19 protein-coding genes and 1 pseudogene are annotated in these 22,528 nt (G+C 36.0%); 3 read left to right on the forward strand and 17 right to left on the reverse strand.

Annotation, left to right across the window (positions count from 1 at the left end):
* Nucleotides 1-83 precede the first annotated feature (83 nt).
* The 12 genes and pseudogenes from IGL98_RS16550 to IGL98_RS16605 all read right to left on the reverse strand — a co-directional run bounded on the left by IGL98_RS16550 (nt 84) and on the right by IGL98_RS16605 (nt 13,436).
* Nucleotides 84-878 (reverse strand): WxL domain-containing protein, encoded by a 795-nt coding sequence (locus tag IGL98_RS16550; RefSeq protein WP_206912503.1) that lies wholly within the window; start codon nt 876-878, stop codon nt 84-86.
* 28 nt (nt 879-906) lie between these two features.
* Nucleotides 907-1,650 carry a WxL domain-containing protein gene (locus IGL98_RS16555; protein ID WP_242590247.1) on the reverse strand — a complete coding sequence of 248 codons (744 nt, stop codon included), beginning with the start codon at nt 1,648-1,650 and terminating at the stop codon, nt 907-909.
* Nucleotides 1,651-1,715: 65 nt separating this feature from the next.
* Nucleotides 1,716-2,063 carry an LPXTG cell wall anchor domain-containing protein gene (locus IGL98_RS16560; RefSeq protein ID WP_206843237.1) on the reverse strand — a complete coding sequence of 116 codons (348 nt, stop codon included), beginning with the start codon at nt 2,061-2,063 and terminating at the stop codon, nt 1,716-1,718.
* A gap of 18 nt (nt 2,064-2,081) precedes the next feature.
* Nucleotides 2,082-4,637 carry a lectin-like domain-containing protein gene (locus IGL98_RS16565; RefSeq protein WP_206912505.1) on the reverse strand — a complete coding sequence of 852 codons (2,556 nt, stop codon included), beginning with the start codon at nt 4,635-4,637 and terminating at the stop codon, nt 2,082-2,084.
* Between the two features lie 44 nt (nt 4,638-4,681).
* Complete coding sequence (locus IGL98_RS16570; RefSeq protein WP_206912507.1) at nt 4,682-5,368, reverse strand: winged helix-turn-helix domain-containing protein; 687 nt, start codon at nt 5,366-5,368, stop codon at nt 4,682-4,684.
* A 239-nt stretch (nt 5,369-5,607) separates the two neighbouring features.
* Nucleotides 5,608-6,222, reverse strand: a complete 615-nt coding sequence (locus IGL98_RS16575) for a site-specific integrase (protein WP_277989063.1) — start codon at nt 6,220-6,222, stop codon at nt 5,608-5,610.
* Nucleotides 6,223-6,303: 81 nt separating this feature from the next.
* Nucleotides 6,304-6,534 (reverse strand): annotated as a pseudogene (locus IGL98_RS16580) (phage integrase N-terminal SAM-like domain-containing protein); the annotation flags it as partial.
* A 21-nt stretch (nt 6,535-6,555) separates the two neighbouring features.
* Complete coding sequence (locus IGL98_RS16585; RefSeq protein WP_242590249.1) at nt 6,556-6,768, reverse strand: hypothetical protein; 213 nt, start codon at nt 6,766-6,768, stop codon at nt 6,556-6,558.
* A gap of 608 nt (nt 6,769-7,376) precedes the next feature.
* Nucleotides 7,377-9,029, reverse strand: coding sequence for a peptide ABC transporter substrate-binding protein (locus IGL98_RS16590; RefSeq protein ID WP_206912509.1), 1,653 nt, complete (start codon nt 9,027-9,029; stop codon nt 7,377-7,379).
* A gap of 169 nt (nt 9,030-9,198) precedes the next feature.
* Nucleotides 9,199-10,755, reverse strand: a complete 1,557-nt coding sequence (rny, locus tag IGL98_RS16595; RefSeq protein WP_069647451.1) for a ribonuclease Y — start codon at nt 10,753-10,755, stop codon at nt 9,199-9,201.
* A gap of 276 nt (nt 10,756-11,031) precedes the next feature.
* Nucleotides 11,032-12,081, reverse strand: a complete 1,050-nt coding sequence (gene recA, locus IGL98_RS16600) for a recombinase RecA (RefSeq protein WP_010762249.1) — start codon at nt 12,079-12,081, stop codon at nt 11,032-11,034.
* Nucleotides 12,082-12,188: 107 nt separating this feature from the next.
* Nucleotides 12,189-13,436, reverse strand: a complete 1,248-nt coding sequence (locus IGL98_RS16605) for a competence/damage-inducible protein A (protein WP_206912510.1) — start codon at nt 13,434-13,436, stop codon at nt 12,189-12,191.
* 181 nt (nt 13,437-13,617) lie between these two features.
* Here IGL98_RS16605 and IGL98_RS16610 point away from each other — a divergent pair, with 181 nt between their 5' ends.
* Nucleotides 13,618-14,691: a hypothetical protein gene (locus tag IGL98_RS16610; RefSeq protein WP_206912512.1), complete on the forward strand. Its 1,074-nt coding sequence runs from the start codon at nt 13,618-13,620 to the stop codon at nt 14,689-14,691.
* Between the two features lie 155 nt (nt 14,692-14,846).
* Here IGL98_RS16610 and IGL98_RS16615 read toward each other — a convergent pair whose 3' ends face one another.
* The 3 genes from IGL98_RS16615 to IGL98_RS16625 form a co-directional block, all read right to left on the reverse strand.
* On the reverse strand, nt 14,847-15,635 hold the full coding sequence (locus IGL98_RS16615) for a TraX family protein (RefSeq protein ID WP_206912514.1): 789 nt from the start codon (nt 15,633-15,635) through the stop codon (nt 14,847-14,849).
* 177 nt (nt 15,636-15,812) lie between these two features.
* Nucleotides 15,813-16,436 (reverse strand): NAD(P)-dependent oxidoreductase, encoded by a 624-nt coding sequence (locus tag IGL98_RS16620; protein WP_206847186.1) that lies wholly within the window; start codon nt 16,434-16,436, stop codon nt 15,813-15,815.
* Nucleotides 16,437-16,504: 68 nt separating this feature from the next.
* Nucleotides 16,505-16,927 carry an Rrf2 family transcriptional regulator gene (locus IGL98_RS16625; protein ID WP_206847184.1) on the reverse strand — a complete coding sequence of 141 codons (423 nt, stop codon included), beginning with the start codon at nt 16,925-16,927 and terminating at the stop codon, nt 16,505-16,507.
* A gap of 189 nt (nt 16,928-17,116) precedes the next feature.
* On the opposite strand from IGL98_RS16625, the gene IGL98_RS16630 reads away from it, so the two are divergent.
* Nucleotides 17,117-17,917, forward strand: a complete 801-nt coding sequence (locus tag IGL98_RS16630) for a hypothetical protein (RefSeq protein WP_206912516.1) — start codon at nt 17,117-17,119, stop codon at nt 17,915-17,917.
* A gap of 114 nt (nt 17,918-18,031) precedes the next feature.
* Here IGL98_RS16630 and IGL98_RS16635 read toward each other — a convergent pair whose 3' ends face one another.
* Nucleotides 18,032-19,354, reverse strand: a complete 1,323-nt coding sequence (locus tag IGL98_RS16635; protein ID WP_206912518.1) for a hypothetical protein — start codon at nt 19,352-19,354, stop codon at nt 18,032-18,034.
* 669 nt (nt 19,355-20,023) lie between these two features.
* Between IGL98_RS16635 and IGL98_RS16640 the strand changes: the two genes are divergently transcribed.
* Nucleotides 20,024-21,796, forward strand: a complete 1,773-nt coding sequence (locus tag IGL98_RS16640; RefSeq protein ID WP_069647457.1) for an oleate hydratase — start codon at nt 20,024-20,026, stop codon at nt 21,794-21,796.
* Nucleotides 21,797-21,891: 95 nt separating this feature from the next.
* Here IGL98_RS16640 and yqeK read toward each other — a convergent pair whose 3' ends face one another.
* Nucleotides 21,892-22,482, reverse strand: coding sequence for a bis(5'-nucleosyl)-tetraphosphatase (symmetrical) YqeK (gene yqeK / locus IGL98_RS16645; protein ID WP_206844205.1), 591 nt, complete (start codon nt 22,480-22,482; stop codon nt 21,892-21,894).
* Between the last annotated feature and the right edge of the window lie 46 nt (nt 22,483-22,528).

Below are 22,528 nucleotides of genomic sequence, written 5' to 3' on the forward strand. Positions count from 1 at the left end.
TTCTTTCAAAGAGAACATGACTCATCATAGAGATAAACCTGATGAGTCTGTTCCAAACCTACGTTTATTTTCTATTGTTTAAATTATTCGCCTTCTTCAGGACTCTCAGAGGCGCGTGTATCTACAATCGTCCAAGTAATTGTTGAAGTATATTCACTTGCTGTTGATAATTTATTATTGGCAGCTGGAATCCAAAGTTTTATAGATTTATCAGCATTGTCATCCGCAATTTTACCGAAGACTAAATCAAAACGACCAAATCCTTTATCATCCGCATCTTGATTGACAAATTCTGACGGTGTTGTTCCATCTGTCGCTAAAACTTTTGTTGTTGGTGCCGCTGCTGAATTGATTTGACCAGCATCGCCTGTTGTTGTTAGACGAATGTTATCATATGTGATTGTGGCAGCTTTCAATTCTTTACCAGCTGTATTCGTAAATGTTGTTGCTTTGGCAGTCAATGTGTATTTATTTGCTTTATCATCTGCACGCTCGTCCTTGAATGTAACGAAGTTCGGCATTTCAACTTCATTTGATTCATTGTCTTTTTCAGTTGTTTTAAACGTTTTTGCAAAGTACTCCCAACCACCTGCAGTTGCTGAAGTGATTTCATTTGTTCCAAAATCAAGTGGTGAAATAGCGATTACTTTCAATGGACCATTATCGGTGTTACCAGTTGGTTCAGTGATTTCAGGACCATCTGTTTCTGGCGGTGTGATTGTATCTGTTTCCGTACCTTCTTGGGTAAATTTTATTTTGCCCGTTGAAGAGTGAACTTTTTCATCTCCTCCGTCCGCTTTTGTTGCTGATGGTAAAGCAAGTCCAATTCCGACTGCTGTTAATAACGCTGCCCCGCATAATTTGTGTGTCAATTTCATTTTTGTTTCCTCCCAAAATGTTTTTTATTTATGGCAACTCAGATAATATCCAAGTTAACATCGTTTGATAGTGGACTGGGTCCTTTTTAGTTTTCCCTGGTATGAATAAAGAAACGGCACTATTTTGATAGATTGGCTGATTGTTAAAGTTCGAATCTAAAAATGGCTGACCGTATTGATCGATCCTGGGACTTAAAGTATCTTTTTTCCCCTGACCATTATCGATTGAAGCACCGAAGATGATCGACCATGTCCCTTCACCTGTCCCTGGCTTTGCTTGTGCTAAATCATATGTCTCACCAATGTTATTGATATGAATCACTTCTTTGGAGACACTTGGAGCATATGCGGTACTATTGATTGAATTCGTCCAGGATTGATCAAATGAAATCACGGCACCTTTCAATTCTTTGTTTTGTGTAGCCTCTTTAGTCAATTGTGTTTCTTGACGAACTTGTAAATTCCATCCGCTGCCTTTTTCCCGATAATCAGAAAGTTGCACAAAATTTCCTCTTGCACCTGTTCCGTCTAAAAATAGTTGTGCATTTGCATGGTATACTTGATCCTTTTCTGAAATTACGTTGTTCCAAAAATTCAACTGAGGAACAAAATCGAATCTTAATGCACCATCTGTTGAAGGACTCGGACCTGCATTAACACCTTTATCTGGATGTTCCGGATCTACAACGCCTTTGGGATACTCACCATTAAATTTGATTGCGCCATCATCTGAATGAACAATGGGCTCAGCGTTAACGCATCGGCTGTGCAAAGAAAAAAATCACAATCATAGCTGTTACTTGAAGGTTTACGCGGTTTGTTCTCAACATGATCTGATCACTCTTCCTTTCCATTTTTCGTTTGGTTATTCTTTTTACGTTTCCATAAAATAAATAACACAACAAAAAGAATAAGGATAATACTGCTAAGAGCTAAACTTTTTTTCACTAATTCTCCTGTAGATGGGTATCTACCTTTAGGTTTTTCAGAAACATCTGATTGAGAAGTTGTCGCTGTAGGCTCTATTGAGCTGCTGCTTTGTGTACTGTCCTCATAAAAGCCAACACCCGCACTTGTCTGTACCTGCCCTATTTCTTCAGCATCCACCGTCAAAAAACTACTTAAACCAAGACCGAAGCAGACAACAAAGGTCAATAGGAAACAATTTATGCTTTTTTTCTTCATTGATTTTCCTTCCATTATTTAATACGCTTCTTCCACACGCCAGATCAGTGTTGTTTCATAATCACCAATCAATTTTACTGCGCCAGGAGGTACATCCAAACGAAGCCCTTGTTTGTCTGGTCCCCAAGTTTTATTTGAAACATTGTATTGACCAGATGCTTCATGTTTTGTACGTAATACTTCTTGGGCATCAACAGATAGTGTTTTTTTATCTGTTGCTGTTTGATAACTCAAAACGCCGTTCAGCACATGATCAGGGCTATCTGGAATACTTAATTCATCCTCTAGCTTGACCGAAAGTTTCCAATTGTCTAAGGTTTTACGATTATCCCAAATGATCAATGGCTGATCATAAGAAGGATTGGCATCTTTTGTCCCTTTCCAACTGACCTCATGGCTACCAAAATTGATTTCTTTCGGTCCTGAATAAATCGATAATGTCCCTTGAAACGTGTATGTTACTTTCGTTCCATTTGCGTTGATCAAAACAGCTTTTTCATTTGTAGGATGTCCTGAATTTTCTAGTAAATATCGTTTTGTAAGAACTTCTGCAATTGCATCTTTTACTTCTTTTTCTTTTGTTAAATCGACTTTTTCACCGATCGTTTTTTCTTTTACAACCGCTTCATGAAGTTTCCCACCAGATTCATCTACAAATTGAACAGTCAAATCGGCCTTTGCTTTTTTATAATAGAAGTACACATCTTGCGGGGTTTCCTGAACTATGCCTGATGCATTTCCTTCCGTTCGATCATAGAGATAATCAGTGACAGAAATAGGCGTTTCATTATATGTTGTTCCAACTTTTTGATTTAACGTTTTAGATGACGCTAAATCCACTTTATTTTCATCGACATAATGAATCGTTACTGTTCCTTTTACTAATGGAATTTTTACAAACACGGCGTTAGATGTTGAGACGACCGCATCCACAGAAGAAAGATAGTCAAACGAAGATTTCAGTTGGACATCATTTTCATTCCCTGTGACAGCTGCTTCTAAGCTCAGATCATAAGGGAAATCGGCACGGGAAAAGGATAAATTAGAAATAATTAGTTGATTATTATTCTTTTGAATCGATGATTCTGGTATTTTCTCACCGTTTAACGCCAAAGTATCTGTTTTATAGGTCAAACCTTCCGCTAAATTAACTCTCATTTTTGTGCCATCTGTACTCATAATGCTATTTCCATCAAACTTGATCGTATCTTTTAGTTTTAACGTATCATTTTTTCTAGCCTGTACGGTTTCTTGTGGTGCGATGTTTTGTGTAAGGTTTTCTATTTGTGCCGTTTGTTCAATGTCTCCAGGTAATTGAGTGATTGCTATTGCATTTTCTTCATAAGATCCACCTGTCGATCCAGTAAATCCCCAATAGACATCCGTTCCACCAAATTTTGCATTCAAATCTGTAATTCGATAAGAATCCGTCCCTACACCAGAAAGAGTATAAGACAATGTTTGGGTAACAGAATCCCATAAAACGTCGAGGGTCCTCCACTTGCCATTAGATAAATATTCTTGTGCTAAGATCCAGCTGTGATGCTGACCAGTATAGTTATTATTTTGTAAACTAGGCGTAACGAAGGCAACGTGCCCTCTTCTACCATTTTGACCAACTTCCCGATCCATACGATCGCCCGATCCATTATTAAAATACGTATCAAACTCGATTGATAGCCCTCTTTGGATATAAGGATTTCCAGAACGACCGCTATAATAAGCGCCTAATCCCATGCCAGCAGAACCAATAACCAATTCAGGTGATGTTGCCATTCTAGGATCATTCTGCAAAGTAAACGTCATACCGTCACCTGCACTTGCTCCTCGATCTCCTAAATACAAAAAAGATTTCAGATGAAAATCTTTTTTCAAATTTAGTTTTCGTTTGGACCAAATTGCTCCAATTTGACTCCCCCTATTTTGCGTAACTCTTAAGACTTTTCCATCATTGATCAATTCTGGCCCCGTTCCAATCGGCGTTCGAAAAACATCTAGCAATGGTAAGCTATCATTGACTGGCGGTGTTGTCGCATCCCTTGTTAATGCTCTGGACTGCTTTGACAGTTCTGTATCATGCGTTTCAGAATCTACCGATTGTGTCTCTGTGGAAACCTCTTCGAAATCAATACTTTTTTCAATTAAGCTTTTTTGATGATTTCCCAATAAGTTGATTTTTCCTAGTTTCGCTGTTCCTTCTTTTTCTACAGAAAAAGACAAGACAAGTGGTTTCGTGCCATTTTCAATGAATACCTTTTTGCGATTCGGATTTTCTGTTTCCTCTACTACAACTTTTCCGTCAAATGTTGAGTCAATTCCATTGTTTATTATTTTATTATCTATTTCCTTGATACCTTCCGTTTGTATCATCAATTCTTGTTTTTCAGTATTTTCGATGGTTAAAACAACTGTTGTTTGATAAATATCAGTTTCATTGCGTACATCGATTTTGATTTGATTCCCTGGTTCATCAGCTGCTTTGATTGGAGAGAATGATTTCACCATGAATAGAATACTCATTATTGAAAGAAATGCCGCTAACCAAATAATTGCTATGCTTCTTCTTTTTTTCATTTTTTTAGTTGTCCCCTTTCAAAAATGAAGTCAGACATTTCTTTTTACACTTCACAAAGTAAATAGCCTTTTGACCTCACAGTTTTTATGTAGACAGGATTTGAAGTGTCTTCCTCTATTTTCCCTCTAATATGAAACATAACATTGGCAATCTTGTATTTTTCGTCTGTATATTTTTGATGCCAGATAGCCTCGTAAATTTCTTCATATGTTACAGTGTTACCCAAATTATCTGCAAGAAGCTGTAAGGTTCTATATTCTAAATTGGTTAACGGCGCTGTTGGCTTTCCTTCAATTTTCATTGCTTGGTTTCGGTTATCTAAGATGAACGAAGGAGGTTCTTCATTTGATCTTTCTGGTTTCTCCTGTTGCTCTACCATTCTTCTTTTCAATGCATTTATTATTGTTAGCCGCAAGATATCTAATGATTGCTCATCATCAAAAGTTCCATCTGCACCTAATTGGAGAAACACAACTTTGCTTATGTTATTCATTTGTGGAGCAATGATCCAAATAAATGCATTAGATTGTTCCCTTATCTTTAAGATTACTTCACTAGCAGCGCAAATCATTTCATCATTTTTACTAAAAATAATGATGCCATCTTTTGTTTTTAACTGCTGTGAACTTATGTTTTGATTGATTTCTTCTACGGAACACTCTTTTTTGATTGAATGTACGTACTCTTCTTCATTAATTTCTGACAATTTTACATAGCCTATGTGGTACATATTTCTTCCTCCTCTGCTGCCTTGCTCATGCTTTTACTGTGTATTTAGTTGGCATTTACTTTGTGACTCATTTCTTCATATGAAGACAATATCTTCATATTGTATAATTCTTAAATCTATTTTCTTTATCTTTATTGTTTGACAATAAAGAACAAGGCTAAATAAGCTTGAAAACACTGATTATATATGCTTTTTGACGACTTTATTGACGGCTCATGAAACCAAAAAAAACGCGGGAATCATCCCGCGTTTTTTTCTATTTTTTCTATTTCAATGAATTGTTGAGAAGAAGAAGAGAGCAAATAATCAACAGCTGAAATAGCCGCTCTTCTATTTTCCAACATAGAATCTGTATATGTATCCAACTTCATTTTTACGGATGTATGTCCAAGTAAGTGACTTAAGCTTGCGATATCAGCGCCATTCTCTAAGCAACGTGTAGCAAATGTATGCCTCAACGAATGAAAATGTACATTCTCCAGTCCAGCGATGCGAAGCAATCGCTTAAAACGATAGTTAATCAGCCTCGGTTCCGTAACCTTCCCTTTTTCGGCAACAACATAGTCACAACTTCTTTCTTTTTTCTTAGCTAATAAATATTTTTTTAGATTTTGTGATAATGGGATGATTCTCCGAGAACTCTCGGTTTTTGGTGATCCTTCAATAAGTTGGGTTTTCTTTTTTTCATCAGTCGTTTTACTTATTCTATAGACTGTTCGCTCAACGTGGATAATTTCTTTGTCAAAATCAATATCATCCCACTTTAGTCCACTGATTTCACCGATTCTCATTCCAGAATACAATGCTAAAATTATTGGTGAACAGCTTTTCGATTGAAATGCGACTAGTTCCAATTTACGTTGCTCTTTAATCGTTAATGATCGAACAGGTTTTATTTTTGTTTTTGGTAACGTAACTCCTATGCATGGATTTTGATTAATATATCCTTTTTTCTCAGCTTCACGAAAGCAAATTTTCAAAATATGGAAAATGTTTCTTATATACCCGGAAGATAATTGTAAGTTTTCGAGATATTCAATAAATTCTTGAATGTCAGCAGAATTGATTTTATTTAATCTTTTTTTATTAAAATAAAATAATAAATAATTATTAATAACACCAGAATAAACAGAAAAGGTCGTCGGTTTAACCATTTTTTTTAAATATTTTTCTCTCCAAAATAATACCTAATCTGGAAAATCCCCATAATAAATATTTTGAAAATTTTGTTTCCCTGCATATTTCGCCTTTAATATAATCAAACGTTCTTTGACTTCAGCATATTTTTTTCCATACACATAACCGTATTTAATTTTTCCGTCAGGAGTGCGATTTTTAACATAACGCCCTTCCCAACGTCCGTCTTTTCGTTTATAAATATTTTCTCCTTTTTTAGACATAATGATTTCCTCCAGATTTTTTGACGGTATTTTTGACAGCTTATTCTCATAACCCTCTTTAAAGCCTGTCATATCAATGAATTCCCATACAAATCACAAAAATAATAATTAATAATTCTCTAATTTTTTACTTCATTTTAAAAAACATGAAAATAATAAATTTATCCACCCATTGACTTACATACGTTTTAACATTAAAATTGTAACTGTAATAGAAAATGGGTTTTCTATTTATACTCTATTCTATATTGTCAAACAATAAAGAATTTTTTTAGAAAATATCGCAAATATTTTTTTTTTTGAGATTGATTCTTTACCTTTAGCATCCATTTTAACTCATTTAAATTACAATATTATTTGTTTCCAGATGTTTTTTGGAAATTTTTACGTTTTTTTGAATAAGAAACAAAAGGTAGAACAAAACTTTTATTCGTTTTGTTCTACCTTTTTGTTTTTTGGGATAGGTAACCTTACTTCTAATTCTATCAATTTTCCAAGTGTTTTTCAAGGATATAAATAACAAAAAAAGAAGATAAAAAACTTATCCAGTTGTTTTCTTCTCTTTTAAATCTGTTAAAATTTAGTTTGTTTTTAACTAATGATGCTAATTAATCTTCAATGTATGTCCATTTAAAGTCATATTTTGCACCAGTTGAGTGGTAAACAACATCTTTGACTTTGTCAGAGCGAAGATGCGCTTCAGCTTTTTGATACAACGGAATAACACCCATGTCACCCATTATCACTTTTTCTGCATCTAGCATATCTTTCCAGCGTGCCTCTGGATTATTTGCGTTAGTTGTTGCCGCAGCTTCTACTAATTTGTCATATTCTGGATTTGAATAGTGACCTCTGTTATAAGAATTATTTGTTGTAAATAGATCTAAGAAACTACTTGGATCAGCATAATCTGCACCCCAAGCGCTAACTGCGATTTGGAAATCACCTTTATTTGAGCGATCTAAACGAACAGAGAATGGTACTGGACTAACCGATACTTTTAGTCCATCTAGTGTATCAGATAATGAACCTTGAAGATATTCAGCCATTTTCTTCGCATTGTCAGTATCATCGATCAATAAATCAACTGATAATGTAGAAACACCTAATTCATCTTTTGCTTTCTTCCATGATTCTTTTGCTTTATCAACATCATAAACAACTTCGTCGCCTGACTCTTTAGCGAAGTCTTCATCTGTTTTTGGATCAGTCGCTAAGCCTTCTGGAACAAGACCTGTTGGAACTGCAGAACCATTGGCTAAGATTTGGTCAACTAACGCTTTGCGGTCAATTGCATATGAGATTGCTTTACGTAAATTCACATTGCGGTAAGGCGAGTTTTCTTCTCTTTGATTTGGTTCAAGATAGAAAGTTGACGCGCCTTTTAAGACGATGTAATCTGGTTCATTTTTCATTTGTTGTGCTAGTTCACCAGATAGTGGCACTTCATCTGCTTGACCGTCTTGGAATAGGTTCAAAGAAGTTGGTGCTTCTTTTACAACATCGATTGCAACTTTATCCAATTTCACTGTATCTTTATCCCAATATTTATCATTTTTTGTGTAAGACCAGCTTGTATCTGTTCCAGGTCCATCAAAATCAGTTAATGTAAATGGACCATTATAAACAGCTTTATCACTAGCTGTTGTATAGTCTTTACCATATTTTTCAGCTATATCTTGTCTTTGTGGTAAAAATGAAGGGAATGCTAATAGGTAATCAAAGTACGGTGTTGCTTTTTCTAAATTGATTTCTAACTCATAATCGCTAATTGCTTTTATGCCTAGTTCTTCTTTTTTCATTTCACCTTTAGAAATCTTTTCAGCATTTTTTACAGAATTGAACATGTAAGCATATTCTGACCCAGTTGCTGGATCAACCGTTCTCTGCCAGCCATAAACATAGTCTGCTGCCGTTACCGGTTTATCATCTGTCCATTTTGCATCTTCTCTTAATTTGATTTTATACGTTAAACCATCTTCACTGACTTCAGCCATTTCTGCGGCTCCAGATGGTTGAGGTTTACTATCTTTATCTAAGCGGTAAATTCCTTCATAAACATTGTTCAACGCAACAAAACTTACTTCATCCGTTGCAAGTGAAGGGTCTGCACTTGGCATTTCTTGTCTTTCAATAAATCTAAATACTTTTCCATCGCTGCCTGAACCGCCATCGGCATTTTTAGCGTTTCCACCACATGCAACTAGGGCAATGCTTGATACTGTAATTAAACCTAGTAAGGCACTTTTCTTTAATTTCATATAAAAAACCCCCAATTTTAATAAAAGCTATAAAGAATATAACAAAGTTCTAAGCTTATCACAATTAAAACACTACAACGGGTTTAGTAAAAATATTCTGAATTTTTTCTAATTTAAACGATAAAAAAAGAAGCAACTTACCCAAGGGCGTTGCTTCTTTTGACTTTACTTATTTAGCGTAATCTACTGCACGCGTTTCCCGGATAACGGTCACTTTGATGTGTCCTGGATAATCTAGGTCGTCTTCGATTTTCTTACGAATATCTCTAACTAAACGAACCGCTTCTAAATCTGTGATTTCATCTGGTTTGACCATAACGCGGACTTCACGTCCAGCTTGTACAGCAAAACTAGATTCAACTCCTTCAAAACCATTAGAAATATTTTCTAAGTTTTCTAAGCGTCGAATATAATTTTCCATTGATTCGCTACGTGCACCTGGTCTAGCAGCTGATAAAGCATCTGCTGCAGCAACTAATACAGAAATAACAGAGGTTGCTTCTACATCGCCATGATGGGATGCAATTGCGTTGATGACTGTTGAATTTTCTTTGTATTTAGCAGCTAATTCAGCACCGATCTCAACGTGAGAACCTTCGATTTCATGATCTAGCGCTTTACCAATATCATGCAATAAACCTGCACGTTTTGCTAATTGAATATCTTCGCCAATTTCTGCGGCTAAGACACCTGTCAATTTCGCAACTTCGATTGAGTGGTTCAATACGTTTTGACCATAACTTGTACGGAAACGTAAACGACCTAAAATCTTGATCAAATCTGGATGTAATGTGTGAGCACCAACTTCAAAGGCAGCTTGTTCACCGTATTCACGAATACGTTCATCCATTTCTTTACGCGACTTTTCAACCATTTCTTCAATACGAGCTGGGTGAATCCGACCATCTTGAATCAATTTTTCAAGTGTCATACGAGCGATTTCTCTACGAATTGGATCAAATCCAGAAAGTACAACAGCTTCCGGCGTATCATCAATAATCAAATCGATTCCTGTTAAGGTCTCTAATGTACGAATGTTACGTCCCTCACGGCCGATGATTCTTCCTTTCATCTCATCATTTGGTAAACTAACAACAGAGACAGTCGTTTCAGAAACTGAATCAGCTGCACATCGTTGAATCGCTAGAGAAAGTAAGTTTTTGGCTTTACGATCTGATTCTTCTTTGGCACGTTGCTCAGATTCTTTAACCATTACTGTCAACTCGTGACTTAATTCTTCTTCTGTTGATTTCATAATGATATCTTTTGCTTCGTCTTTAGATAGTGAAGCAATACGTTCTATTTCTTGGTGTTGCTTTTCAACTAGTTCTTCTACATCTTTTTCTCGCTCATCAATTAATTGCTGTCTAGCACCAAGTTTCTCTTCTTTTTCTTCCAGTGAGTTTTCGCGTTTTTCAAGAGAATCATCCTTACGATCTAACGTTTGTTCTCTTTGTAATAAACGATTTTCTTGAGATTTAAGTTCTACTTTGCTTTCTTTCAACTCACTTTCAATTTCTGACCGATACTTCTGGTTTTCTTCCATAGCTTTTAATAAAGCTTCTTTTTTCAGAGTCTCTGCTTCTTTCTTAGCACTTTCAATTATGCCTTCTGCAGAGGACTTTGCACCATCTATAGCCTTTTCATGACGTGATTTTGCAACGACTAACCCTAAACCAAGACCGACAATTACACCGATGATAGCGAGGAGAATTTCTAAACCCATTGTTTCCACCTCCGTACTATCTTCAAATTTTCAATATTCATGTAGTTTTCTGATAAACTATAATCAATTATCAATATGTCTACTTGCATACACGTAAAAGTTATATACTAATATTTGTATACAACTTTATTCTAATGTTTGTACACCAGTGTGTCAACTTAAAAAAGCCCTTTCCCGACGAAAGAGCTCTGGTGGTGAAAAGAATTTCCACTACACAAAAAAACAAACCAACAAAAAGCTTTTGAAAGCTCTTATTGGTTTGCCTCTCCATCTGTATTATTCTTCGTCAAGAGGAAGTTCTTCTTGCGCTTGTTCTTCTTCAACGATAGCTGTTCCATCACCAATACCGAATGCATCACGAACACGTTTAGAAACTTCTTCGACCATTTCTGGATGTTCAGTCATGTAAACTTTAACATTTTCACGTCCTTGACCGATTCGTTCTTCTTTATAGCTATACCATGCTCCGCTCTTATCAACAATATCTTTTTCTACAGCCATATCAAGTAATTCTCCTTCTTGAGAGATCCCTTGGCCATACATGATATCTACTTCAGCGACTTTAAATGGTGGCGCTACTTTGTTTTTAACAACTTTGATTTTTGTACGGTTACCGATAATGTCCGTTCCTTGCTTCAATTGTTCTGCACGTCTTACTTCTAAACGAACAGTTGCGTAGAATTTCAAGGCACGACCACCAGGTGTCGTTTCAGGATTACCGAACATAACGCCGACTTTCTCACGAATTTGGTTAATAAAGATCGCAATTGTCTTCGTCTTATTGATCGAACCTGAAAGCTTGCGTAATGCCTGTGACATCAAACGCGCTTGCAAACCAACGTGACTTGCACCCATTTCCCCATCGATCTCTGCACGAGGTACTAGGGCTGCTACAGAGTCAATAACAACGATGTCGATTGCACCACTGGAAACTAATGCATCTGCGATTTCTAATCCTTGTTCACCAGTATCTGGTTGTGAAAGAAGTAGTTCATCGATATTTACACCTAATGCTTGTGCATATTGAGGATCTAAGGCATGTTCTGCATCAATAAATGCAGCAGTTCCGCCTTGTTGTTGTACAGATGCGATCGCATGCAATGCAACAGTCGTTTTACCAGAACTTTCTGGTCCATAAACTTCAACGATTCGTCCACGAGGATAACCGCCTACACCTAATGCCACATCCAATGCTAGTGAACCACTGGGAATAGTCGAAATTTGTTGATCGATCTTTTCCCCTAATTTCATTACTGAACCTTTACCAAAGTTCTTTTCAATTTTTTTTAATGCGGCATCTAAGGCCACTTTACGATCATCTGCCAATCGATAATCCTCCTTATATATAAACGATTTAAATTCCTTTTCAATAAATATATCATAACTGGTTTATTTAAAAAAAGCAAGAGAAAAACGAACAAACATTCGCCTTTTTATTTTTTCTTATATAACGCTCTTCGAATCAGGTCTAAGCCTTTCATTACAGCGCTTTGACGAATGTACTTTCGATCACGATTAAAATGTTGGAGTATAGCTATAGTCGGCTGACCTTTTTGCGCTAAACCGATCCAGACAGTTCCTGCTGGCTGACCCTCTAATTCATCTGGGCCCGCTACACCTGTAAACGATACTGCAAAGTCTGCATCTGCTAATTTTCTTGCTTGTTCTGCCATTGCGATTGCACAAGCTTCGCTGACTGTTCCTTCTTTTTCAAGCAATGCCGGATCGATCCCTAAAAAAAGTTCTTTTGTCTCAGCAGAATAGGTAACAAAACCACCCTTAAATACTTCTGAAACACCTGAGATATCTCCTAAGGTACTTTGAAAAAGACCTGCTGTCAGACTTTCTGCGGCTGTTACGGTTTTTCCGTATTTTTTTAGTGCCTCTACTGTGACTTTTACTAAACTATTCTCGTCACCATATCCATAGAAATACTCACCGACTTTATTCATGACTTTCGCTTCCAGACTATCTAACAACTGCTGACCTGCTATTTCATCAGCGATCTTAGCTGTTAAGCGTAATGTTACTTCATTCGGCTTAGCATATGGGGCGATTGTTGGATTGGTCTGAGTGTCGATCAATTCTTTTAATTCTGTCACTAATTGCGATTCTCCAATCCCATAAAATCTCAAAACTCTAGAGATCAGCTGCTCTGCTTGCGGGAAAAGTTCTTCTAATAATGGACGAGCATTTTGTTGAAACATCGGTTTTAACTCATTGGGAGGTCCTGGTAATAATAAATAAGTCGTCTCATTTTCGGTGATCAAGGTTCCTACTGCTAACCCTGTAGGATTTTGAACAGCAATTCCCCCATCGATCATCAAGGTCTGTCTTAAATTATTTTCAGTCATTTTATTTTTTGAAAACTTGAAAAATTCATGAAGACGAGTAAGCGCCTGCTTATCTTGGACTAAAGAACGATCGATATGTTCAGCTACAGTATCTTTGGTTAAATCATCATCTGTCGGCCCTAAGCCGCCGCATAAAACGATTAGATCACTACGTCCCTCAGCTTCAATCAGCAATTGTTCTAAACGCTGCGGATTGTCTCCTACAACGGTATGATAATACACCTCGATTCCTAAATCTGCTAATTCTTCTGATAGAAAAGTCGCATTTGTATTGACGACTTGCCCTAATAACAACTCTGTACCAACTGCAATGATCTCTGCTTTCATTTTTCTCCCCTTCTCTAATAAGATACGTAAACGATTCTTATTTCATTTTATCACAGGAAATTTTTTTATTACTATCAAACGGCTTTGTCTACTTTATAATTTAAAACAGTGATATTAGTATCATTTATATAATAATATGATACAATTTGTATATTGAGTTAAAAGGAGGAACAGCATAAAAATGACAGCAATTATTGGATTATTAAGTTTTTTAGGGATAGGAGTTGGAGGTTTTCTCTCATTAAAGACTATTTTCAAAAAACAACCGAAAAAGAAGGCTTTAATTTTTACCGGAGCTAGTTTTGTCGTAATGATTGGTGCACTAGCCTTAACACCCACATCACCACGCATTGACATTGCGGACAAATCAATAGAAACAAACGATCAAGGAACCGCAATAATAGAAGGAAAAACGAATGACCAAAGTAAAATCACACTTGATGGGGAGAAAATCAAAACAAACAACGGAGAATTTTCTTACAAAGTTACGTTAAAAGATGATCAGCCGCAAAAACTGACTTTCGTCGCTTCAATCGGTGACAACGACAAAGCGGAAACAATCGAAGTTAAACCATCAAAAGCCTTCGTTGCTTTTTTAAATGAAGAAAAACAAGATCAAGATACACTGAAAAAAGCCGAAACTGCCCTAGTTTTAGCCGAAAATAAACCCACGAAAAAAAATTATGATGAAGCCGCAACTCGTATTACTTCATTAACAAAGGAAAAAGACGACTTTACAAAACGTTTAGAGATCGTAAAAGAGAATGTACCGATTTACGAAGCTGTTGAACTGGCGGAAACAAAACAAACAAAAGAACAGGTCGATTCAGCAACTGCTTTAGTAGCAAAAGCAACTCTAAATAAAGACTCTTTACTAAAGCGTTTAACAACTGTTCAGCAAAAAATTACTGAAAAAGAAAAGACAGAAAAGCAAATCGCCTCAGCTCGTGAAGCCGTAGAAAAAGCCGAACAGGAACCAACAGATGATCATTACAACCAAGCAATTGCTAGAATCAAAGAACTACCAAATGGCAATACTGAATTAACAAACCGAGCAAATGGTGTAAAACAAACACTCGCAGCTCAAACACCAGAAACTCCTGCACCAGATACACAGGGAACTGGACAAACAGTCTTAGTTACAGCAACTGGATCCAAATATCATAATCGCAAGTGCGGCAACGGAACCTACACTCCAGCAACACTAGAAGAGGCTCAAGCCAGAGGTCTAACACCTTGCTCTAAATGCTATTAGTACTAATATATAGAAAAAATGAGGCTGAGACATAACTTTACGAGTCACATCTCAGCCTCAAGGAATCCGAATAAACTCCGGGAAATAAGAAGCAATTCCTTCTTATTTCCCGGAGTTAAACACTTCTGTCCCAACCTCATTTTTTCACCAATAAATCAATGCATAAACATATACGCTGAAATCAAATACAAAATCCAAATATGCAATGGATAGAAGAAATAAAAGAAATTCTTCATTCCTCGTCCCTTTTCGCCATTAAACAACATAATAGGAATCACAGCAAAAATCATCATCCACTGTGTCGAACCTTGGAAAAAGAACAGCACTGCTACTAAAGCAATCAGCACACATTGCAACCAACGCTGATTTCTTGCTAAATACATCAACGGAATCAACAAGACCATCACACTATTTTCCGTAAACAGTAATGCTGGAATAAAATTAACACCCCAAACGGTTACCATGATCGTGCTTGGATTTGACATAAGTGAAACCAAAATTGCAGAAGAGATAATTGGAAATAGTATAATAGCAATCCCTAATAAAATTTTCCCGACTTTTTTACTTGAGCGGCCTTCAGAAATCTTATCGATTCCGTACATCATTAATGTTCCTACTAAAAGATCACGAAAAATATTATTCATCAACTGAACTTCTTCATACCCGACAACCTTCTGTAAAACAAAACTGCCTAATGTAATGATAACCATGCCTAAATACAAACGCATCATATACTTTTCTTTGCTTCTTGTATGACTAAACCCAACCACACTGACAAAGAAAAAAAGTGTCGCAACAGGTCGCCCAAACCAATCCAACCAATTCGGTGCCCCCATCGGAACAAACATTTGGTGAATATGATCAATAAACATTAAAACGATCCCAATTGTTTTTAAATCAAATGTCGTAAGCCCCTTAAACCTACTCGTTGTTAAATTATCCATTATGATCTGCTCCTCACTTATTAACCTAACGTATTATAAAATAAAGACTGATTTTTTGCCTTATAATCATCTTGCAAGAGCCTATCAATTTTGTAATGCAAAGAATTTCGGTTCAAAATAAACAAGGCGTTAAAACAAAACGTTTCACAGCTTTGTTTTAACGCCTCAAATATTTTTCTATTGATGCACACTAAAACGTTGGTTCGGATGCGCATTTTTCTTAATCTCATCGACCATCGCAATTGCATAATCAGCGTATGAGATATAGCTCTTGCCATCTTTATCTACTTCTAATTCTTCGCCAGCTGCAACATAACTGCCTGTTGCTGGACCTTCTGCATCAAAATCTGCTGCTGGACTAATATATGTCCAATCAAGACCTTTAGCGGCTTCTAACAAGTCCAAACCTTTACCCATTGCAGTTGCTAATGGTTTAAAAGCTTCAGGAAAATCTGGTGTTTCACTTAAGCGTACAGTGTGTTCTGGGTTTACAAATAAACTTCCAGCGCCACCGACTACTAGCAAACGTGTTTTTGTATTTGTCAAAATATCGATTAAATGTTGCGTTGAACCAGTAAATTCACTCACATCACCCCAGAAACCTAACGCACTAACCAAAACATCAAAGTCTTTTACATCGTCGGTTGTTAAGCTGTATACATCTTTTTCGATCACAGGTGTGCCATCTGTGATTTTGGCTGCATCACGAACGATTGCTGTTACATCTAGTCCTCGTTTTTTTGCTTCTTTCAAAATGGCTGAACCTGCTTTACCGTTTGCTCCTAAAATTGCTACTTTCATATTTATCTTCCTTTCTTTTAATGAAACTTTTTCTGTTACATTTAAATCTAAAAAGAGAAGAGACCTGTTCAAGTCTCTTGCTGCTTGATTTGATGGATTACATCAGATAAAGCAATCTCTTTTAATTCTGTTTCCATACTTTGCTTAACCTTCGTATATTGTTCTTCTAAAGCCGTTTGGATATTTGCTCCTACTAGACAGTTTGGATTAGGATTTTGGTGAATATTGAATACTTCGTGATCTAATTCAACTGCCTCATAAATATCATAAAGAGAAATATCTTCTGGTTTTTTCAGTAAATAGGTCTGAGTCGCGCCTCTACTTGTATGAATGAGTCCAGCTTTTTTCAACTTGCTCATCAGTCTTCTAACAACAACTGGATTGGTATTTACACTTGATGCGATCAATTCAGAATTAACACGATCGGGCGGCCCGATTTCGATCAAACTGAGGATGTGGATCGCGACACTTAATTTCGTCGACATGGCCATGTCTATCACTCCAACTCTTAGTAACAATCTAAGTTACATTTAAATTTTACTGCGATTACTTGGAAATGTCAACAGATAGACTTATATTAAAAGATTTATTTTTACTTTCATGATAAAATCAAGGATGCGTAGTACCTCAATTCAAAGAATAGACACTAAACATACATTCATTTTCTAAAGGAGCTTAACATGGAAATCAAACTATCTGTCCATATCTCAGAAACCAAAACAACGATTGAATTTAACGACCACCAAGGAGTCATCAACATACTTGACGCGGCAAAAGAAATCACCCTAGATCAACCAGCAGTCTATATTTTACTCAAAGACCATACAATAATTTCAATAGGAAAATCAGAAGCAGGGACTTTCCAAAATGAACTAGATTTTAACAAAATAATCACAGTTGCTCCATCTTGGGACATCGAACTGGACTATTTAGTCCAACAGTTTATCACAGAAGCTGTTGAAAACGACATCAAACTTGCTAATATACCTGAGATAAAAACAAAGATTCCAGCAAGCTATAAAAAAACAGTCACATCTTATAACAATGAAGTTCTATTCGTTCTTGAAAAATTTGGCTACCATTTAAAACACCATGAGGAACCTAAAAAAGCAAAACCGGCCAAAGCACGTCATAAATGGACAAAAGAAGTCAGCCAAATAGAATTTTTTATAGATGCAAGAGGATGCAGAGCCACTGCTCTTTGGCACAAACGAAACGAAATGCTCCTAAAAGCTGGTGCTACAATGATGCCTGAACCGTCACTTAACAAAGATGGGTCACTAGGATTTTCTGCCAAAATGGGGCAAAGAATCAGAGAAGATCATAAAGATAAAGTAAAAAATTTTGTCACAACTGAAGATATCATTTTAAAAAGTGTCAATGAGGTCGGCTTATTTTTATACTTTGGAGGAACAAATAGCTGGTTGGAATTAATCGATGCTAACGGGAAGACTCTGAATGAGTGGACAGTCGTTGATTAAGAAAAGAAAGCTAGCCTTACAAATAGAATAATAAAAAGCGTAGTATTCATCCATTTCGGAGAATACCACGCTTTTATCTTTATCTAGCCGTTGAAGTGTATTTCATTATTATAACTAAAATTCAACATCATAATAATAATTTACTACTAAATCTTTACCAGTTTTTTCAACGATAAAATCACTATGATCGATTTTTTCAAGTTGACCTTCGCCACCTACACTTGAGAAGTCAAAAATATAGTCATTTACTTTGAACTCACTTCCAATTTCTATATCGTGAACAGACTCTTGATAAACTACATACTCTTTTATATTAGTATCATAAATCCAATGTTTAACCGTTACCGGTACAACAAATCTAGTTGGTGTTTCCGAAAAAATCACTTCATGTTTGCCATTCGTTTTTAATTGACTCACTTCATTTTTGTTAAAGCACAGTTTATTTTCTTGACGCGAACCGATGATTTTAAGTTCTTTAGGTGTTCCTTTAGAAAGGTCTCCTAGTAAACCACCTTGCGCATCTAAAAAGACGTTATCAGGTTCTGAAACCCACGTATAATTTTTCATATCTTTCATATTACGGGCAACACTTGTAAAGTCTGTTACAAATACAGGTACATCATCTGTAATTTCAAATGTTGGTTTTTTATACTCTTCACGAACTACAGCACCTGAGTAAGCACGTAACATTTGTTTATCTGCATGAAGCGCTGAATATGGACTGTTGATATCTGTAGAGATACCAGTAATTGAGCTACCTGCGTCTTCGGCTTGGATATGCGCAATGATTGAACGAGCTCCAGCAATTTTCCCTTCGCCTATAACAGTGGCACCTTTCCATGCATAAATATCGCGATAAGCGTAGATCCCTGTCCCTTCACTACTCGTACCTTTTAAAACAGCGTCATGATACGGTTTAATATCATTTTCACTATAAATTCCGTAATTTGCACCAAAACCTTCTACCGTACCGCCATCCATTTGGATCTCATTATGAACGAACAAACCTGTCCCAGCAGCTGTTGCTGTTACATGTCCTTTACCATATTTTGACATCTTGAATGCACGTAAATGCATGCCAACAGAAATACCTGTATCTTCAGTAGTAGTTACGTTCAACTCGCCATTCCCTCTAAATTCAAGGGTACTTTTCACATTAATTGCACCCATATTTACTGGTTTCGTGTTATTCAAGTTGATTGTGATTGTTCGTGAGCTATATAGAGTTGCCGTCTCGTCTAACAAATATTCACCTTTTTTAGTTGTCAAAACATTTGTCCCATCTGCTTTTGTTGTAATAGTTGCATCGTAGCCTTTCAAGTCAGTATCCACCGTCAAAACTGGCGCAGCAAAAGCTTTTTGTCCTCCTGTAAATACCAATAAAAATGCGATCATCACAAAAAATAAATACCCAATAGTTTTTTTAGTCATGTTCATTAACTTTAATCTCCTTCTTTAATTTATTTAGTCTTTTTTAGTTTCAAGACAGCACTCAATATAACACGGATTTTCTTGTTTTTTTCTCATTTTTTTTTGAATAGAAGAAGATAAATGATAATGCAAATATATCATAAAAAAAGATAAATATTACATCGTTATATAAATCAAAATAAACGAAATTTACCATATAATACAAGCCAAAGAAAAAATATATTTATCGATTACAAAGAAAAATATCTCCCTTTAAGATGGATTCTTTCTCTAAAAGATGCTATTAAATTGTTTTTCAAATAAAAACTAGCAATACATAGTTTGATTAATTAATCGTTCAATCAAACTTGTAAACCACTCCATTTTGAGAACTAGCTCTACCACTTACATCAACATGTTTTTTATCTTAATTTTTTTCATTTTGAAAAAAGATAATTTTTTTTGGGCTAACTATCTGAACAGCTTCCCTGCTAAACATTTAAGTATTCCAAAAATAGCTTTTTCTCCCTTCGTAAAGATCTTTATCAACTGCTGTCGATGGTGAATTTATCTCATTAAAATAAAAATCCAGACACTCTCTATTAATTGTCTAAAACACTACAGCTATCCTTTGTTAGTAAAAATGATTCTTGTTACAATGACGGTGTAACAAATCAAAAATCAGGAGGGATATTTATGAAGTACGTAAGTGGAAACTATGAAGCATTTGCAAGAAGCAGAAAACCAGAAGGCGTGGATGATAAAAATGCCTATATCGTGGGCGCAGGCTTAGCCGGTTTAGCAGCAGCAGTCTTTTTGATTCGAGACGGACACATGAAAGGTGAACATATCCATATTTTTGAAGAACTATCCTTATCTGGAGGCTCTTTGGATGGAAAATTCATACCCCATGATGGTTTTGTTACGCGTGGCGGTCGTGAAATGGAAAATCACTTTGAATGTTTATGGGATCTTTTCCGTTCTGTTCCTTCATTAGAAGTAGACGATGCCTCAGTCTTAGACGAATTTTACTGGCTGGATCATGATGACCCTAACTCTTCAAATTGCCGAATCATTTACAATCGCGGCGAACGTGCAGCTGATGACGGTGAATTTACTTTATCTAAAAAAGCCCAAAAAGAATTAGTCGATTTATTTATGACATCAGAGGATAAGCTTATCGGGAAAAAGATCGAAGATGTGTTCACTGAAGAATTCTTTGAATCTAATTTCTGGTTATATTGGTGTACGATGTTCGCTTTTGAAAAATGGCACTCAGCTATTGAAATGAGACGCTATGTAATGCGTTTTATCCATCATATCAAAGGATTACCAGATTTTACTGCACTTAAATTTACACGCTACAATCAATTTGAATCTTTAGTTAAACCATTGTTGAGCTTTTTAAAAGACAATGGCGTAGACTTCCAATATGAAACAAAAATCAATGATATCAAAGTCGATATCACCGAAGACGCAAAAATCGCTAAAAGCATCTTACTAACAAGAGCTGGAAAAACAGAAGAAATTCACTTAACAGAAAATGATTTAGTCTTTGTCACAAATGGCTCGATCACTGAAAGTTCGACAGAAGGCGATCATCATACACCTGCACCGATCACACATGATTTAGGCGGTAGCTGGAACCTTTGGAAAAATTTAGCGAAACAATCACCAGAGTTCGGAAACCCCGATGTCTTTTGTGAGAACTTACCAGCTGAAAGTTGGTTTGTTTCCGCTACTGTAACCTGGGAAAATTTCGATATCGAACCTTATATTTCTAGATTGACACATCGTAAAATGAGAACAGGAAAAATCGTAACGGGTGGAATCATTACCATCAAGGATTCTAACTGGTTGATGAGTTTTGCAATGCACCGCCAACCCCATTTCAAAGAACAAAATGAGCAACAATCAATCACTTGGGTCTACGGCTTGTTGTCAAATACTCCAGGAAATTATATTAAAAAACCGATCGAACAATGTTCTGGTGAAGAAATTGCCCAAGAATTGATGTATCACTTAGGCGTTCCTGAAGAAGACATCATTAAATTTGCGCAAAATTCATGTACAGCAATTCCCGTTTATATGCCGTTTATCACCTCTTACTTTATGCTGCGTGAACCTGGTGATCGTCCATTGGTCATTCCAGAAGGTTCTAAAAACTTGGCCTTTATTGGTAACTTTGCAGAAACAGAACGAGATACAGTGTTCACTACTGAATACTCAGTTAGAACTGCGATGGAAGCTGTTTATCAATTACTTGATGTTGAACGCGGTGTACCAGAAGTATTTGCTTCAGCTTATGATTTGCGGACATTGGCGAATTCCGTTTACTACTTATCAGATAAGAAAAAACTGACTGAAATGGAATTACCTTTTGTAGAACGTAAAATCGTTGAGAAATTTGTTGAGAAAACAAAAGATACCTATATTGGAGATATTTTGAAAGATGCTGATTTATTGTAAAGCAAATTGAAACTATCATAATATACAAAAACCTACTTGGTTCTTTTAATAAAAGAACCAAGTAGGTTTTCATTATATCTTTCTAAAAATAAAAGCTAAACAGAGGTTAACTGTTTTTTCAATTTCACATGTGCTTCATTCAACCACGGATGAATCACCTGGATATCATGATTTAATAAATACTCAATATAATAATAAGCAGCTTCTTCTAACGAATTCTCCAATGCCGTCATAAGACCTGCAATATAAGGTGGTTCTCCTTCTTGATCCCACTTTATTTTATCTGCGATAAATACAACTAAATCCAAATCCGAATAGTCCCCTTTTAAAGTGGTATGACATTCTATAGCAGACAGAATCACTGGATCAGTCACCTTGAATTCATTTAATGCTATCGCCTTTGATATTTTTTGGTGAATGATCATCGGGAGCGCCATTTCTTCTTTATATAACTCGATTCCCATCCTCTTAGCTGCATCGATTCTTTGATCATTTGGATAAATTGCTGAAATATCATGCAAATAACCTGCAATTCGAGCTTTCTCAGGTTCATCCAAATAATCCTTACCTAACTCATAAGCATAGTCTCCTACTGAAATACAGTGATCATACGTTTTTAGGCAATTTTGCTCAACAAGAAATTTTTTTACTACATTTTTCAAACTATTCTGATCGAACGTTTCCATATCTCGAGTCTCCTTAATCTATGATTTATCATTATTTTAAAAGTTA

The organism is Enterococcus sp. DIV0840 (genome assembly GCF_050527835.1).
Taxonomy (GTDB): domain Bacteria; phylum Bacillota; class Bacilli; order Lactobacillales; family Enterococcaceae; genus Enterococcus_L; species Enterococcus_L ureasiticus.

Coding starts and splice junctions, on each gene's coding strand:
- yqeK (WP_206844205.1), bottom strand. CDS start 22,482: ATGGAAACGTTCGATCAGAATAGTTTGAAAAATGTAGTAAAAAAATTT.
- IGL98_RS16565 (WP_206912505.1), bottom strand. CDS start 4,637: ATGAAAAAAAGAAGAAGCATAGCAATTATTTGGTTAGCGGCATTTCTT.
- rny (WP_069647451.1), bottom strand. CDS start 10,755: ATGGGTTTAGAAATTCTCCTCGCTATCATCGGTGTAATTGTCGGTCTT.
- IGL98_RS16570 (WP_206912507.1), bottom strand. CDS start 5,368: ATGTACCACATAGGCTATGTAAAATTGTCAGAAATTAATGAAGAAGAG.
- IGL98_RS16640 (WP_069647457.1), top strand. CDS start 20,024: ATGAAGTACGTAAGTGGAAACTATGAAGCATTTGCAAGAAGCAGAAAA.
- IGL98_RS16615 (WP_206912514.1), bottom strand. CDS start 15,635: ATGGATAATTTAACAACGAGTAGGTTTAAGGGGCTTACGACATTTGAT.
- IGL98_RS16590 (WP_206912509.1), bottom strand. CDS start 9,029: ATGAAATTAAAGAAAAGTGCCTTACTAGGTTTAATTACAGTATCAAGC.
- IGL98_RS16605 (WP_206912510.1), bottom strand. CDS start 13,436: ATGAAAGCAGAGATCATTGCAGTTGGTACAGAGTTGTTATTAGGGCAA.
- IGL98_RS16550 (WP_206912503.1), bottom strand. CDS start 878: ATGAAATTGACACACAAATTATGCGGGGCAGCGTTATTAACAGCAGTC.
- IGL98_RS16585 (WP_242590249.1), bottom strand. CDS start 6,768: ATGTCTAAAAAAGGAGAAAATATTTATAAACGAAAAGACGGACGTTGG.
- IGL98_RS16630 (WP_206912516.1), top strand. CDS start 17,117: ATGGAAATCAAACTATCTGTCCATATCTCAGAAACCAAAACAACGATT.
- IGL98_RS16560 (WP_206843237.1), bottom strand. CDS start 2,063: ATGAAGAAAAAAAGCATAAATTGTTTCCTATTGACCTTTGTTGTCTGC.
- IGL98_RS16635 (WP_206912518.1), bottom strand. CDS start 19,354: ATGAACATGACTAAAAAAACTATTGGGTATTTATTTTTTGTGATGATC.
- IGL98_RS16625 (WP_206847184.1), bottom strand. CDS start 16,927: ATGGCCATGTCGACGAAATTAAGTGTCGCGATCCACATCCTCAGTTTG.
- IGL98_RS16620 (WP_206847186.1), bottom strand. CDS start 16,436: ATGAAAGTAGCAATTTTAGGAGCAAACGGTAAAGCAGGTTCAGCCATT.
- IGL98_RS16610 (WP_206912512.1), top strand. CDS start 13,618: ATGACAGCAATTATTGGATTATTAAGTTTTTTAGGGATAGGAGTTGGA.